General features: G+C 43.9%; 9 protein-coding genes, 2 tRNA genes and 3 rRNA genes. 7 read left to right on the top strand and 7 right to left on the bottom strand.

Features of this window, described 5'->3' with window-relative positions; all coding sequences use genetic code 11:
- Window positions 1-85: 85 nt before the first annotated feature.
- Together ACQZ43_RS07735 and ACQZ43_RS07730 are read left to right on the top strand one after the other, a co-directional pair.
- Window positions 86-775 (top strand): OmpW/AlkL family protein, encoded by a 690-nt coding sequence (locus tag ACQZ43_RS07735; RefSeq protein WP_430615502.1) that lies wholly within the window; start codon window positions 86-88, stop codon window positions 773-775.
- A 204-nt stretch (window positions 776-979) separates the two neighbouring features.
- Window positions 980-2,917: a heavy metal translocating P-type ATPase gene (locus ACQZ43_RS07730; RefSeq protein WP_430615499.1), complete on the top strand. Its 1,938-nt coding sequence runs from the start codon at window positions 980-982 to the stop codon at window positions 2,915-2,917.
- A 925-nt stretch (window positions 2,918-3,842) separates the two neighbouring features.
- Here the strand turns inward: ACQZ43_RS07730 and rrf are convergent.
- The 5 genes from rrf to ACQZ43_RS07705 all read right to left on the bottom strand — a co-directional run bounded on the left by rrf (window position 3,843) and on the right by ACQZ43_RS07705 (window position 8,999).
- Window positions 3,843-3,952 (bottom strand): 5S ribosomal RNA (rrf, locus tag ACQZ43_RS07725).
- Window positions 3,953-4,067: 115 nt separating this feature from the next.
- Window positions 4,068-6,952 (bottom strand): 23S ribosomal RNA (locus tag ACQZ43_RS07720).
- 129 nt (window positions 6,953-7,081) lie between these two features.
- A tRNA-Ala gene (locus tag ACQZ43_RS07715) sits at window positions 7,082-7,155 on the bottom strand.
- A 184-nt stretch (window positions 7,156-7,339) separates the two neighbouring features.
- Window positions 7,340-7,413 (bottom strand) — tRNA-Ile (locus tag ACQZ43_RS07710).
- Window positions 7,414-7,481: 68 nt separating this feature from the next.
- A 16S ribosomal RNA gene (locus tag ACQZ43_RS07705) occupies window positions 7,482-8,999 on the bottom strand.
- Together the 16S, 23S and 5S rRNA genes with 2 tRNA genes alongside form the textbook arrangement of a ribosomal RNA operon.
- 1,548 nt (window positions 9,000-10,547) lie before the next feature.
- On the opposite strand from ACQZ43_RS07705, the gene rlmH reads away from it, so the two are divergent.
- Window positions 10,548-11,021, top strand: coding sequence for a 23S rRNA (pseudouridine(1915)-N(3))-methyltransferase RlmH (gene rlmH, locus ACQZ43_RS07700; RefSeq protein WP_430615634.1), 474 nt, complete (start codon window positions 10,548-10,550; stop codon window positions 11,019-11,021).
- Here the strand turns inward: rlmH and ACQZ43_RS07695 are convergent.
- The gene (locus tag ACQZ43_RS07695; protein WP_430615496.1) at window positions 11,015-11,623 is read right to left on the bottom strand and encodes a hypothetical protein; all 609 of its coding nucleotides are present in this window, start codon (window positions 11,621-11,623) and stop codon (window positions 11,015-11,017) included. The two genes, rlmH and ACQZ43_RS07695, sit on opposite strands and share 7 nt — an antisense overlap.
- 127 nt (window positions 11,624-11,750) lie before the next feature.
- Complete coding sequence (gene folP, locus ACQZ43_RS07690) at window positions 11,751-12,572, bottom strand: dihydropteroate synthase (RefSeq protein WP_430615494.1); 822 nt, start codon at window positions 12,570-12,572, stop codon at window positions 11,751-11,753.
- A gap of 114 nt (window positions 12,573-12,686) precedes the next feature.
- Here folP and ACQZ43_RS07685 point away from each other — a divergent pair, with 114 nt between their 5' ends.
- The 4 genes from ACQZ43_RS07685 (at window position 12,687) to ACQZ43_RS07670 (ending at window position 16,110) form a co-directional block, all read left to right on the top strand.
- Complete coding sequence (locus ACQZ43_RS07685) at window positions 12,687-13,241, top strand: DUF1599 domain-containing protein (protein WP_430615492.1); 555 nt, start codon at window positions 12,687-12,689, stop codon at window positions 13,239-13,241.
- 84 nt (window positions 13,242-13,325) lie between these two features.
- A complete protein-coding gene (locus tag ACQZ43_RS07680; protein ID WP_430615489.1) occupies window positions 13,326-14,426 on the top strand; it encodes a BT_3928 family protein in 1,101 nt (366 codons plus the stop codon).
- 10 nt (window positions 14,427-14,436) lie between these two features.
- A complete protein-coding gene (locus ACQZ43_RS07675) occupies window positions 14,437-15,516 on the top strand; it encodes an ABC transporter permease (protein ID WP_430615487.1) in 1,080 nt (359 codons plus the stop codon).
- Window positions 15,517-15,609: 93 nt separating this feature from the next.
- Entirely contained in the window at window positions 15,610-16,110 is a 501-nt protein-coding gene (locus ACQZ43_RS07670) for a TlpA family protein disulfide reductase (protein WP_430615484.1), read from the top strand.

Here is a 16,110-nt window from a genome sequence, read left to right as displayed (position 1 = left end):
AAACTCTTTATTTTCCTATGATAAGTATCATTTTTGAGGCTGTTTTTCCTCGGTATCTTTACGGTATAAAATAAAAACAGTAGACATGAAAAAAATCTTTCTAACCTTATTAAGTTTAACACTGTTCACAGGAAGTGTTATGGCACAAGAACAGCAAGAACAAAAAGAACCCCAAGATTATAAAAAATGGATGGTTCGAGTACGTGGTGTTGGGGTAGTTCCCAATGAGAGTGCTACCATTGGAACCATTGGTGGCGGAGTAAGCCTTTCGAACAGCTTTATTCCAGAATTAGATTTCACCTATTTCTTTACCAAAAACATCGCTGCTGAGCTAATTTTAGGGACGACTAAACACAATGTCAACACCACATCCTCGGATTTAACCGCCGTTGGTTTACCCAATAGTGTCGATGTAGATTTAGGAAGTGTTTGGCTTTTACCCCCTACATTAATGGCGCAGTACCACGTATATGCGGGTGATGTGTTTAAACCCTATGTAGGAGCCGGTGTTAACTACACGATTTTCCACAGTAAAAAAACGGGTAATACCGTTCAGAATGTCGATTATAAAAACAAATTTGGATACGCTTTCCAAATCGGTTTCGACATCGATATCAACGACACCTTCTTTATCAACTTTGACGTTAAAAAGATATTCTTAAAAACCGACGTAACCGTAGATGCTTCCAACTTAGCAGGAGGTCCTTTAGACATTCCAGCTGATGTAACCATCGACCCACTATTGCTCGGATTTGGAGTAGGTATGCGCTTTTAATTTTTTTTTAAATAGATGTATTTTTTTTTGAGCCGCCCCTTTGGGGTGGCTTTTTTGTTAATATGCAACTGTATTGCAAACATTTTACAAACTTCGATAATATTCTTTTATTGAAATAACATTAGCTAATTTTGTTTAAAACAAAGGGTCAACGGCTGCTTTCGACAGCATCACCACTTTAAAAACGCTTTAAACATTAGTATCATGGCTACACATAATCACGATCATTCACACGACGATCACCAACACGACGAGCTGGACTTTAACACCAACGAAGAACAAGAGGAAAAAGTCTGGAAAACCTACCTACCCGCAATTATCAGCTTTATCTTTTTGGTGGCTGGTATTGTTATGGAACAACTCGAAATGGCTTTTTTCCAAAACCCGCTTCGCGTAATCTGGTACCTGGTCGCTTATATGTACGTGGGATTACCGGTAAATATACAGGCCTTTAAGGAAATCAAAAAGGGAAATGTATTTTCCGAATTCTTTTTAATGACCATCGCCACTTTCGGTGCTTTTGCCATAGGGGAATACTCCGAAGGTGTTGCCGTTATGTTGTTCTATTCGGTAGGCGAACTCTTTCAACACGCCTCAGTAGACAAGGCTAAAAAAAACATCAAGGCCCTACTCGATATCCGACCTGACGAAGTTACGGTGTTGCGCAATCAAGTCGCCACAGTAGTGAATTCGCATACTGTAGCCATAGGGGAAATCATACAAATCAAACCCGGAGAAAAAGTTGGTCTGGACGGAATATTGCGCTCCCCTACCGCCTCATTTAACACGGCTGCGCTAACCGGTGAAAGTAAACCCGACACCAAAAATGCTCAAGAACAGGTACTCGCTGGTATGATTAACCTCAATACCGTTTGTGAAATTCAAGTTACTTCCAAGTTTGAAGACAGTAAACTGTCAAAAATATTAGTAATGATACAGGATGCCACAGCGCGTAAATCAAAAACCCAGCAATTCATTTCCAAATTCGCTAAAATATATACCCCCATAGTCGTTGCCCTAGCCATTTTAATCGCGTTTGCCCCTGCTTTGTGGTATACTCCCTATGTTTTTTCTGAGTGGTTGTACCGAGCCTTGGTGTTTCTAGTCATCTCTTGTCCTTGTGCCTTGGTTATTTCGGTTCCCCTAGGGTATTTTGGCGGAATCGGATTGGCCTCCAAAAACGGTATACTGTTTAAAGGCGGTAACTTCCTGGATGTGATGACGCAAATCGATACCGTGGTTATGGATAAAACGGGAACCCTGACAAAAGGTGTTTTTGAGGTTCAAAAGATACACAGTCCTACGCAGAGTGAAGCGGAACTCCTTCAATTTGCCGTAGCCTTAGAACAACATTCTACCCATCCCATCGCTACGGCTATAGTTGCCTATGGCCAGCCTAGCACACCTTTGGAAACCACCGACGTCGAAGAAATTGCCGGACACGGTCTAAAGGGAATCGTAGCGGGAAAAACCGTATTGGCAGGGAATTCTAAACTGCTCGACAAATTTCAGATTGCCTATCCGAGTGAAGTGAATAACATCGTGGAATCCATCGTAGTCCTTGCCATTGACAACACCTATGCCGGCTATATTACCGTTGCAGACGAAATCAAAGAAGATGCTTTGTCGGCTATTGAAAAACTGCATCAGATGGGAATAAAAACCGTCATGCTAAGCGGGGATAAAAGTACAATCGTCGCCCAAGTATCCCAACAACTCGGCATAGACGAGGCCTATGGGAACCTGCTGCCCGAGGACAAAGTAAAACACGTGGAAACCTTGAAAAATCAAGGTCGTAAAATTGCCTTTATCGGAGATGGTATCAACGATGCACCGGTGCTCGCCTTCGCTGATGCCGGTATTGCTATGGGAGGACTGGGTAGTGATGCCGCTATAGAAACCGCAGATATCGTTATTCAAAACGATCAGCCAAGTAAAATACCAACAGCCATTAAAATTGGTAAAAAAACGCGTCAAATCGTCTACCAAAATATAACATTGGCCTTTGGTGTTAAAATCTTGGTACTCGCCTTAGGAGCTACGGGTAATGCCACACTGTGGGAAGCGGTTTTTGCCGATGTAGGTGTAGCCTTGATTGCTATACTCAATGCCGTGCGCATTCAACGCAGTAAAATCGATTAATACGATTTTCCTAGGGGCTTATTCGCGGATGCGCGGATGCGCCATATTTTGTACAAAGGATTTAAGGATTGCAATTTTTATTCGGAATTGAACCCAAGGAGAAGCTGATTCGATTATTTGCGGATGCGTGGATGCGCCTTAGTTTGTAGAAAATATATAAGTACTGCGTTTTTAATCCCGAAGAGAACTCCTTTGCATGACTAGCGCTCGCGCCAGCATCTTGCTGGTGCGCACAATTAAAAGCTTATTCGTTGATTTGCGGATGCGCGGATGCGCCTTGGTTTGCAGAAAGTATTTAAAAAACGCATTTTTTACTCGGAAGTTGAACACCTTTACGTCAACTATCGAATAAACAACTCTGCTAGTGACTAACCATTTCTACAAAATGCATATTCTACTGACACCCCTCGAATAAACGAATCAGCAAATCAACGAATCAACAATAAACATAAATGGGTGCCAGCGCGACGCTGGCACCAGCGAATAAAAGCTTATTCGCTTATTTGCCGATGCGCGGATGCGCCTTGGTTTGTAGAAAATATATAAGGACTACGTTTTTAATGCGGAAAAGAACTCCTTTGCATGACTAGTGCTCGCGCCAGCATCTTGCTGGTGCGCACAATTAAAAGCCGATGCGCTGATTTGCCGATGCGCGGATACGCCTTGGTTTGCAGAAAGTATTTAATTAGTGCATTTTTTATTCAGAGACTGAGTTCGATTATGCAAATATCGAATAAGGAAAAGCTGATTCGCTTATTTGCCGATGCGCGGATGCGCCTTGGTTAGTAGAAAATATACAAGGACTGCGTTTTTAATTCGGAAAACGAACTCCTTTACGCAACCTGGCAAATCCGCGAATAAACAAATCATCGAATCTGCATAAAACAAAAAACCCCTAGTCTGTGAAGACTAGGGGTTCTCAAAAGAAAGGCGACGACATACTCTCCCACATAAATGCAGTACCATCTGCGCTAACGGGCTTAACTGCTCTGTTCGAAAAGGGAAGAGGTGAGCCCCGCTGCAATAACCACCTTAAATCGGTTGTTATCCAAGGGTTTGGAATAACGAATATCGTAACATACGAAGATATTTAAATACTTGTCTTGTATAAGTAGAAAGTCATCCTGTCCCGTTTAAAAAACGGGACAGTACACATAAGCTTACGGGTTATTAGTACTACTCGACTATGACATTACTGCCTTTACATCTATAGCCTATCAACGTGGTCATCTCCCACGACCCTTTAAAGAAATCTCATCTTGTGGTGGGTTTCGCGCTTATATGCTTTCAGCGCTTATCCCTGCCAAACGTAGCTACTCTGCGATGCCCCTGGCGAGACAACAGATACACTAGAGGTTTGTCCAAATCGGTCCTCTCGTACTAGAATCAGATCCACTCAAATTTCTAACGCCCGCAGTAGATAGAGACCGAACTGTCTCACGACGTTCTGAACCCAGCTCGCGTGCCACTTTAATGGGCGAACAGCCCAACCCTTGGGACCTTCTCCAGCCCCAGGATGTGACGAGCCGACATCGAGGTGCCAAACCCCCCCGTCGATATGAGCTCTTGGGGGAGATCAGCCTGTTATCCCCGGCGTACCTTTTATCCTTTGAGCGATGGCCCTTCCATGCGGAACCACCGGATCACTATGCTCTACTTTCGTACCTGGTCGACTTGTTAGTCTCTCAGTCAAGCTCCCTTATACCATTGCACTCTACGCACGGTTACCAAGCGTGCTGAGGGAACCTTTAGAAGCCTCCGTTACTCTTTTGGAGGCGACCACCCCAGTCAAACTACCCACCAAGCAATGTCCTCCATTATATGGAGTTAGATCTCAAATAAGCAAAGGGTGGTATTTCAACAATGACTCCACAACGCCTAGCGACGCCACTTCACAGTCTCCCACCTATCCTACACATCACTTATCCAAGAACAATACTAAGCTATAGTAAAGGTGCACAGGGTCTTTTCGTCCCACTGCGGGTAATCGGCATCTTCACCGATACTACAATTTCACCGAGCTCATGGCTGAGACAGCGTCCAGATCGTTACACCATTCGTGCAGGTCGGAACTTACCCGACAAGGAATTTCGCTACCTTAGGACCGTTATAGTTACGGCCGCCGTTTACTGGGGCTTCAATTCAATGCTTCTGATTGCTCATAACATCTCCTCTTAACCTTCCAGCACCGGGCAGGTGTCAGGCCCTATACTTCATCTTACGATTTTGCAGAGCCCTGTGTTTTTGATAAACAGTCGCCTGGACCTCTTCACTGCGGCCAGCTTGCGCTGGCGACCTTTCTCCCGAAGTTACAGGTCTATTTTGCCTAGTTCCTTAGCCATGAATCTCTCGAGCACCTTAGGATTCTCTCCCCAACTACCTGTGTCGGTTTACGGTACGGGTACTTATAATCTAAGTTTAGAAGGTTTTCTTGGAAGCCCTTAGGCACACTATCTACTTGTCCGTAGACTCGCAGTACTATCGATCTTTGCCATTCCAAACGCATTTTACTATCTGGAATATAGCTACAATCTTCAACGAACTATTCCGTCAGTTCGCGGTGCTTTCATCACTCCGTCACTCCATCACAATTATAAGTAGTACGGGAATATTAACCCGTTGGCCATCGACGTCCCCCTTCGGGTTTGCCTTAGGACCCGACTAACCCACAGCTGATTAGCATAGCTGTGGAAACCTTAGTTTTTCGGTGTGCGGGTTTCTCGCCCGCATTATCGTTACTTATGCCTACATTTTCTTTTCTAATTAGTCCAGCAAGTCTCACAACTCACCTTCAACCCCATTAGAATGCTCCCCTACCACTTACAGACCCTTGTCTGTAAATCCATAGCTTCGGTAGTATACTTATGCCCGATTATTATCCATGCTCGTCCGCTCGACTAGTGAGCTGTTACGCACTCTTTAAATGAATGGCTGCTTCCAAGCCAACATCCTAGCTGTCTGGGCAGACAAACCGCGTTTTTTCAACTTAGTATACATTTGGGGACCTTAGCTGATGGTCTGGGTTCTTTCCCTCTCGGACATGGACCTTAGCACCCATGCCCTCACTGTTAGTGAACATTATATAGCATTCGGAGTTTGTCAGGAATTGGTAGGTGGTGAAACCCCCGCATCCAATCAGTAGCTCTACCTCTATATAACTTTATAACTAACGCTGCACCTAAATGCATTTCGGGGAGTACGAGCTATTTCCGAGTTTGATTGGCCTTTCACCCCTACCCACAGGTCATCCGAAGACTTTTCAACGTCAACCGGTTCGGTCCTCCATTTAGTGTTACCTAAACTTCAACCTGCCCATGGGTAGATCACACGGTTTCGCGTCTACCACTACTGACTAAAGCGCCCTATTCAGACTCGCTTTCGCTACGGATCCATGGCTTAACCACTTATCCTTGCCAGCAACGGTAACTCGTAGGCTCATTATGCAAAAGGCACGCCGTCACCCCACTTAAGGGCTCCGACCGCTTGTAGGCGTATGGTTTCAGGATCTATTTCACTCCGTTATTCACGGTTCTTTTCACCTTTCCCTCACGGTACTGGTTCACTATCGGTCTCTCAGGAGTATTTAGCCTTAGCGGATGGTCCCGCCAGTTTCAATCAGGGTTTCACGTGCCCCGACCTACTCAGGATACCACTATTCTTATCTTCCATTACTTATACGGGACTGTCACCCTCTATGGTCAAGCTTTCCAACTTGTTCTAATTCTGTCCGCAAGAAACATCGTGGTCCTACAACCCCAATATTGCCGTAACAACATTGGTTTGGGCTGTTCCGCGTTCGCTCGCCACTACTTACGGAATCACTTTTGTTTTCTTCTCCTCCGCCTACTTAGATGTTTCAGTTCAGCGGGTTTGCCTCCTATCGGATACTATGTCTTCAACATAGTGGGTTGCCCCATTCGGATATCTACGGATCAATTCGTGTGTGCCGATCCCCGTAGCTTTTCGCAGCTTATCACGTCCTTCTTCGCCTCTGAGAGCCTAGGCATCCCCCATACGCCCTTATTTTGCTTATGTGCTTGTGTAATCAATCGAAATCAATTACGTGCTTTCTATTATTTTTATTGTATTTAAATATCTCAATATGTCAATGAACGTGTGGCGAGTCGCCACAGACAATTATTTCTGTGTGACTTTATGCCGTAGTGGAGAATATCGGAGTCGAACCGATGACCTCCTGCGTGCAAGGCAGGCGCTCTAGCCAGCTGAGCTAATCCCCCAATGAATTTAGAAGGTAGTCTTCCAAACGTAGTCGGGTTAGTCAACCTCTAAAATTTCCTTTCAATAAAAGTGTGTTTTTCCTAGCTATTAGCCAGTAATGCCCGCGTCTGACGTTGTCCTTTGCCGTTTTGTTTGCGCAAAATGCAGACAAAATAGTCAAAAGTTTACCTCAGGCGTAGCCTGTAGTCCCGGGCAGACTCGAACTGCCGACCCCTACATTATCAGTGTAGTACTCTAACCAGCTGAGCTACGAGACTCTGTACTTTTATTGTGTATTATTTGAATTGAACAGCGAGAGCAAGATAAAATTACTGCGTATCTCTAGAAAGGAGGTGTTCCAGCCGCACCTTCCGGTACGGCTACCTTGTTACGACTTAGCCCTAGTTACCAGTTTTACCCTAGGCAGCTCCTTGCGGTCACCGACTTCAGGTACCCCCAGCTTCCATGGCTTGACGGGCGGTGTGTACAAGGCCCGGGAACGTATTCACCGGATCATGGCTGATATCCGATTACTAGCGATTCCAGCTTCACGGAGTCGAGTTGCAGACTCCGATCCGAACTGTGACCGGTTTTGTAGATTCGCTCCTGGTCGCCCAGTGGCTGCTCTCTGTACCGGCCATTGTAGCACGTGTGTAGCCCAGGACGTAAGGGCCGTGATGATTTGACGTCATCCCCACCTTCCTCTCAGTTTGCACTGGCAGTCTCGTTAGAGTTCCCGGCATGACCCGCTGGCAACTAACGATAGGGGTTGCGCTCGTTATAGGACTTAACCTGACACCTCACGGCACGAGCTGACGACAACCATGCAGCACCTTGTAAATTGTCTTGCGAAAGTAATGTTTCCAAAACGGTCAATCTACATTTAAGCCCTGGTAAGGTTCCTCGCGTATCATCGAATTAAACCACATGCTCCACCGCTTGTGCGGGCCCCCGTCAATTCCTTTGAGTTTCATTCTTGCGAACGTACTCCCCAGGTGGGATACTTATCACTTTCGCTTAGCCACTCAGTCTTGCGACCGAACAGCTAGTATCCATCGTTTACGGCGTGGACTACCAGGGTATCTAATCCTGTTCGCTACCCACGCTTTCGTTCATCAGCGTCAATCAATTGATAGTAACCTGCCTTCGCAATTGGTATTCCATGTAATATCTAAGCATTTCACCGCTACACTACATATTCTAGTTACTTCCCAATAATTCAAGTCCGACAGTATCAATGGCCATTTCCTAGTTAAGCTAGGAGATTTCACCACTGACTTATCAAACCGCCTACGAACCCTTTAAACCCAATGATTCCGGATAACGCTTGGATCCTCCGTATTACCGCGGCTGCTGGCACGGAGTTAGCCGATCCTTATTCCTACAGTACCTTCAAATACCCTCACGAGGGTAGGTTTATTCCTGTATAAAAGCAGTTTACAATCCATAGGACCGTCTTCCTGCACGCGGCATGGCTGGTTCAGAGTTGCCTCCATTGACCAATATTCCTCACTGCTGCCTCCCGTAGGAGTCTGGTCCGTGTCTCAGTACCAGTGTGGGGGATCTCCCTCTCAGGACCCCTACCCATCATTGCCTTGGTATGCCGTTACCATACCAACTAGCTAATGGGACGCATGCTCATCTTTTACCGATAAATCTTTAGTTGTCAAATGATGCCATCCAACAACACTATAAGGCATTAATCCAAATTTCTCTGGGCTATTCCTTTGTAAAAGGTAGATTGCATACGCGTTACGCACCCGTGCGCCGGTCTCAAGGAAGCAAGCTTCCTCTACCCCTCGACTTGCATGTGTTAAGCCTGCCGCTAGCGTTCATCCTGAGCCAGGATCAAACTCTTCATCGTATTTTTTTAATATATTTAGATAGTTTGCGCTAATTCTTGAAATCTTGCGATTTCCTTACTCTCTCTTATTTGCTGTCAATTCAATATGTCTATGAACGTGTCTTCTTGTTTTCGCTTGTCTCTCAAAGCGGATGCAAAACTACAACTTCTTTTTTAACTGGCAAGGTTTTTGTGAGAAAAAATTTCTCTTTATTTTCTTGTCAATAATGTGTCAGAGCGTTGTTTCCTTGCGGATGGCAAAGATACAACTTTAATTTCCTAAGAAACAAATTTAATTTTTACAAATCTTTAAAGAGCGAACTCCCCAATTGTGTTTCTTATTTTCTTAACTCCGTTTCTCAAAGAACTTCTGCGGTAATGCGAGTGCAAAAGTAGGTCTTTTTACCAGCTTTCCTACTTTTTTAATGTTTATTTTAAGGGGATTTTGCCGGGGATATGGTAACCAGCTGTTAACATAGAAGATAGCTTGGGTTTTTTTTTGCGGATTTGTTTATTCGTTGATTCGCTTATTCGCCGGGATGCGGAGAATACACGATTTGTGGAAATAGTTAGTTCATTGCAGATTCGAGGATTCGTTGATTCGCGGATTCGAGAGTGGCGTAGAATAGAAGATAGCTTCTTATAGTAAAGGGCGGATTCGAGGATTTGTTTATTCGCGGATTTGCGGATTTGTTGATTCGCTTATTTGCCGGGTTGCGCAAAGGAGCTCATTTACGGATTAAAGATGTAGCTCTTACATACTTTCTACAAAACAGGGCGTATCCGCGCATCGGCAAATAAGCGAATAAGCGTTTTCTTCGTGCGCACCAGCAAGATGCTGGCGCGAGCCACACATATTCGATATTTGCATAAACAAACTCAGTTTCCGAATAAAAAATGCAGTTCTTAAATATTTTCTACTAACCAAGGCGCATCCGCGCATCCGCAAATAAGCGAATAGGCTTTTACCAGCAAGATGCTGGCGCGAGCGGCATTCTTTTACGGCTTAAAAATGTAGTCCTTAAATCCTTTATACAAAACATAGCGAATTTGCGCATCGGCATATCAACGAATAAGCTTTTTCTTTGTGCGCACCAGCAAGATGCTGGCGCGAGCCACACATATTCGATATTTGCATAAACAAACTCAGTTTCCGAATAAAAAATGTAGCCCTTAGTTACTTTCTGCAACCTCCGCTGGTGCCAGCGTCACGCTGGTACCCTCTTATATTGTAGGCTGATTCGCGGATTTGCGTATTCGCAGATTCGAGAGGTTCCGTAAAGGAGTTCTTTTCCGAATAAAAATGCAGTACTTAAATATTTTCTACTAACCAAGGCGAATTTGCGCATCGGCAAATCAACGAATAAGCTTTTTCCTGGAGTTCTTTTGCGAATAAAAAATGTAGTCCTTAAATCCTTTATACAAAACAGGGCGCATTCGCGCATCTGCAAATCAGCGAATAAGCACATAGACTAATCCTATTTAAAACCGGCAAAAAACCACTTTTTCTAAAAAAAGCCATGCGATTTTAAAGATAACATCTAAAAAAATTTACTTTTGCAAAAAAAAGTGAATATCAAACTCATCACTATTGGTAAAACCGACCAGCAAGCACTTCAAACTCTTATTGACGACTACAACAAACGACTAAACTTCTACATCAAATTTGACTTGGAAGTCATACCCGATATCAAAAATGCCAAGAATCTCTCCGAGAGCAGTCAAAAGCAAAAGGAAGGCGCTATTATATTGTCGAAGCTCTCGCCGACAGACCATTTGATTTTACTCGATGAAAACGGAAAAACCTTCGACAGCATTGCCTTTTCGGGAGAACTGCAAAAGCGCATGAACTCGGGAATCAAAACCTTGGTATATGTCATCGGAGGCCCTTATGGTTTTTCCGAAGAGGTTTACCAACAAGCCAAGGGAAAGATATCCTTGTCGGCTATGACCTTTTCCCATCAAATGATTCGCTTATTTTTTATCGAACAGCTCTACCGCGGGTTTACCATCTTGCGCAACGAGCCTTATCACCATCAATAAATGCGGTCGATCGAGTCCAATTTCTGATTTAGGACATCGCTTTGTTCCAATCGAATGCGGTTTTGAAGGTACTCCTCAAAACTCAGCGTCGCACTAAAACACAAATGGATGAGTTTAATCGAGTCGGTACGCGTTTCGAGTTCGCTCCATTGCACTTGTTGGTCTTCTAGAAACAAATCGTTAGACCCGTTAAAATACAAAACACCTCGCTGACTCTCCGGACGCTTGAATTGATAATCTATATACTGAAAGGGGTAGAAAGCCAGGTTTTTATTCAGGGTATCTGCATAGGAAAAGAAAACCGCCTTATCATCACCATGAGCCTTGTCGGCATATTTTTTATCTTTTAATTTTTGCACCTCCTCTAAGACCAGCTTGGCATTGAGGTTGCGCTGTACAGAAAAAACCCAATTGGTTCCCCCAAGTGCATTGGCTCTATTGACCGCTACGGAATCACTATCTTGTTTTTTGGTCAGGTAAATTGGCGAATGATCGGTGACTTCTGCCTGTACCGTCACATCAAGGCGACTTAAACTGATTTCGTTTTTTGAACAAGAAACCAACCCCATAAGAGCTACAGCGATTAAAGCTATTTTTTTCATATATTGCTCGTATTTATTTTAAAAAAGATTTTCATTTTTTATCTTAAGCTTCCTATAATACGCCGAATTACTCCATGCGTATACGGTCAAACCTCAAGGAAAACGCCTCGGCAACCACTACTCTAATTTACGACAATTGCGCGATTAAATCAATGGCTTCCACCGCTTCTTTTACATCGTGAACCCGCAGTATACGAGCGCCTTTTGTCAGCGCAACAGCATGGAGCACGGCCGTGCCGTTTAGGGCTTCACTCGGTTGTATATCCAGCAGTTTATAAATCATCGATTTTCGAGAAACCCCGATCAATAAGGGCAATTCAAAAATGCCGAAAAGCTCTTGTTTTTTGAGTACTTCATAATTTTGTTCCCGCGTTTTTGCGAAACCATAACCGGGATCTAGAATAATATCCTTAATACCACACTTCCTCGCTGCGGCTATTCGTTCGGAGAAATAGCCATTCATTTCTTGGACGATATCACTATAGTCCGTTAGGCTAGCCATGGTTTGGGGTGTTCCTCTCATGTGCATCATGATATAAGGCACGTTTAGCGCCCCCACCGTCTGAAGCATGTTTTGATCCAGCATACCGGCGGAAATATCATTGATTAAGGAGGCACCTGCTGCCACAGCACTTTTGGCCACCTCGCTTCTAAAGGTATCCACAGAAATCAAGGTTTGGGGAAACTCCTTTAGAATTAGCGCTACAAGCGGACGGATACGATCGATTTCCTCTTGTTCCGACACCCATTCGGCATCGGGTTTCGACGAATAGGCGCCTACATCGATAAAGGCAGCCCCCTGATGCAGCATCTTTTCCACCTGGTTTAAAAAATCCAAGTCGGTTTTATACTTTCCCCCATCATAAAAGGAATTTGGCGTCCGATTTAAAATCCCCATAACCTGAGGAGATGAAATATCTATTAAGTTTCCTTGGCAATTAATAGTCATTTTTATTTCTATATTGTATTTTTACCCAACTGTGGAATCAAAATGGCTTTTTAAATTTTAAATCGCCGAGTTTATTCCTATTTTTGACCCAATTATCATACAAATATACTCTAAATGAATACGACTTCTAACCAATTCGACCAAGTAATTACCGCGTGCCGCGATCTTTATCAGAAGAAAATGAAAGATTATGGATGTGCTTGGCGAATCTTGCGTCTCCCGTCATTAACGGATCAGATTTTCATCAAAGCGCAACGCATTAGAAGTCTACAGGAAAACGTCGAACGTCGCGTAGACGAAGATGAAACGGCGGAGTTTATCGGAATAATCAACTACAGCGTTATGGCGTTAATTCAGTTAGAACAAGGGGTGGTTAATCAGCCGGACTTGGATTTTGACCGAGCCTTACACTTGTACGACGTTCAAATAGCAGCCACAAAGGCCTTGATGGAGAATAAGAATCACGATTACGGTGAGGCCTGGCGTGATATGCGCGTGAGCTCTTTAACGGACATCATCTTACAAAAGTTGCTTCGCGTTAAGCAAATCGAAGACAATCAAGGAAAAACACTGGTTTCGGAAGGCATAGATGCCAATTATCAAGACATGATTAACTATGCGGTATTCGCCTTAATTTTAATGGGATTTCCCAAAAACACGCCTCAATAAATCGGTCCTTACCCATTGCATCGCAATCGGGCAACTGCCGCTTAACAAACCGTATCGTATCACCTAAAAATAAATACCTATCTTATGAAAATAATCGCACAACTCTCTAGACTACTCGTTGGAGTCTTATTCATCATTTCGGGTTTAGTCAAACTCAACGATCCCGTTGGTTTTTCCTTTAAGCTAGAGGAGTATTTTTCCGAAAGCGTTTTAAACCTGCCGTTCTTTGAACCACACGCTTTGGCTCTGGCGGTTGTATTAGTCATTGCAGAAGTTTTATTGGGTGTAGCCCTACTGATTGGTTTTAAGAAAAAAATCACCTTGGCCTTGTTGTTTTTAATGATATTATTCTTCACTTTCTTAACCTTTTATTCCGCCTATTTCAACAAAGTAACCGATTGTGGTTGTTTTGGCGATGCTATTCCGTTAACCCCTTGGAGTTCTTTTACCAAAGATGTGGTTTTACTGATTTTAATCGGCATCATCATCCTGAATCAAAAATACATACAACCTTTATTCAACTGTAGAATATCGGGAATTATACTTGCAGTGACCTTATTTCTGTGTTCTTTTATGGGATATTGGGTACTCAATCACTTACCGCTTAAGGACTTTAGAGTGTATAAGGTCGGGACCAACATCATGCAGGGCATGGAAATTCCAGAAGGCGCGCCGAAATCGGTTTATGAGATGTCTTTTTTATACCGCATCAACGGTGAGGAGAAGCGCTTTACCGACAAAGAATTGGGCAACTTACCCGCCGATGCTGAGTTTATCAGTCGAGAAGACAAGATGATCAGTCAGGGTTTTCAACCGCCGATTCACGATTTCACTATGGACAAAGATGGCGAAAGCTATTTGGAGGCGATGATGAGCGAGCCCAAACTCGTTATGTTGGTGACTTATAATCTGTCGCGCGCCGATGAAGCTGGTCTGGCTATGCTTCGCGATTTTGCCCAAACAGCGACGGCAAAAGGCTATAAGGTTATCGGTATGACGGCATCGAGTACAGACGAGACCGAAGCCGTGGTTAAGAAATACCAATTGCCTTTTGACTATTACACTTGCGACGGAACCACTTTAAAAACCATAGAGCGCGCCAATCCGAGCATCGTGGTTTTAGAGAACGGAACCATCGTAGAGAAAAAGCACTGGAAAGACGCGGCGAAAGTCAACTTAAAATAACGAGCAGACTTTGATATCCTATTTTTTCAACAAATTATTATACGCCTTTTTCACGCTGTTTGGCGTTGTAACGATGGTTTTCTTTTTGTTTAACATCCTGCCGGGCGATCCGGCACGGATGATGTTAGACCAGAACGAAAATTCGGAGCAATTGGCTGTTGTCAAGAAAAAATACGGTTTTGATCAGCCTTTATCCACGCAGTACGCCTATTATCTCAACGACTTATCGCCGATTTCCCTGCACAGTGTAAATCCGGAGGACTACACCTATTGCAGCCCTGGAAAATACGATGCCTGGCCGTTGGTAGCTTTAAAAAACCTCGTTATAGTGGTCAAAAAGCCTTATTTGCGCGAGAGCTTTCAGAAAAACGGCAAACAAGTTAGTGCTATCATCGCAGAAACCCTGCCCAATACGGTGTTTCTAGCGGTTTTTGCCATCGGCATAGCGCTGTGTATCGGAATTGTGTTGGGAATATGCTCGGCCTTAAACAAAGATACCTGGCTCGACAAGAGCATCGCTATCTTTAGTACTTTCGGCATGAGTATTCCGTCTTTTTTTAGCGCTATACTATTTGCGTGGGTTTTCGGTTTTTTATTGCACGATTGGACGCAGCTCAACATGACAGGCAATCTGTATGAGGTGGATGATTTCGGCAACGGAAAAAGCCTGCAACTCAAAAACAGCCTATTACCCGCCATCGTCTTGGGCATACGTCCGCTGGCGGTGGTTATACAACTGATGCGCAACGCCTTGTTAGAAGTGCTGAGTCAGGATTACATACGCACGGCAAAAGCCAAAGGTCTATCCACTTGGAGCATCGTTTATAAGCACGCCTTAAAAAACGCGCTAAATCCCGTTATCACTGCGATATCGGGTTGGTTTGCCTCCATGTTGGCCGGGGCGGTTTTTGTCGAGTATATATTCGGATGGAACGGACTGGGAAAAGAAATTGTCGAGGCTTTAAACACCTTGGACTTACCGGTTATTATGGGTGCGGTATTAATCATCGCCACCACTTTTGTATTCATTACGATTTTAGTAGATTTGATCTACGCTTATTTAGACCCTAAAGTCAAATTAAAACCATAAAATAAATCACCGCAGCAACGGCTTTTTTTGCATACCTTACTTTGAGGGAGCAAATCAAACCAACAGCCTGCTTAAAACCGTAAATAGTCCACTATGAAAAAGATTTTATTTCTATTTGTAGCCGTAACGGCCCTCCTCTCTTGCAGTGATAAACCAGGGAAAACTGAATTTAGCAAACAAACCCTCAGTGAAAAACTCGTGGGCTTGGACGAGGTATCCATCACTTTTGACGAGATTCTAAAAAGACATGAAGGCAGTACCGTCGTGATCGATGTATGGGCATCTTGGTGTCCGGACTGCGTCAAAGGATTTCCCGCGGTAGCAGCGCTGCAAAAGGAATTTCCGGAAGTGGATTACGTATTTCTATCTGCGGACAAAACTACGGCCAGCTGGAAAGAAGCCATTGCCAAATACGATTTACAGGGCGACCATTACTACATTGCCGACGGCATGAAGGGAAGTTTTGGAAAATCGATTACCCTAGACTGGATTCCCCGCTATATAGTGGTGGATAAAACCGGTAAAATAGCCTTGTTTAAAGCTATTGAAGCCGATGCTACCGAATTAATTACTGTATTAAAAAAATTAAAATAA

Origin of the sequence: Flavobacterium sp. JP2137, from assembly GCF_050562195.1 — a bacterium.
Lineage (GTDB): Bacteria > Bacteroidota > Bacteroidia > Flavobacteriales > Flavobacteriaceae > Flavobacterium.
This window is presented reverse-complemented; position numbering and strand designations above follow the sequence as displayed.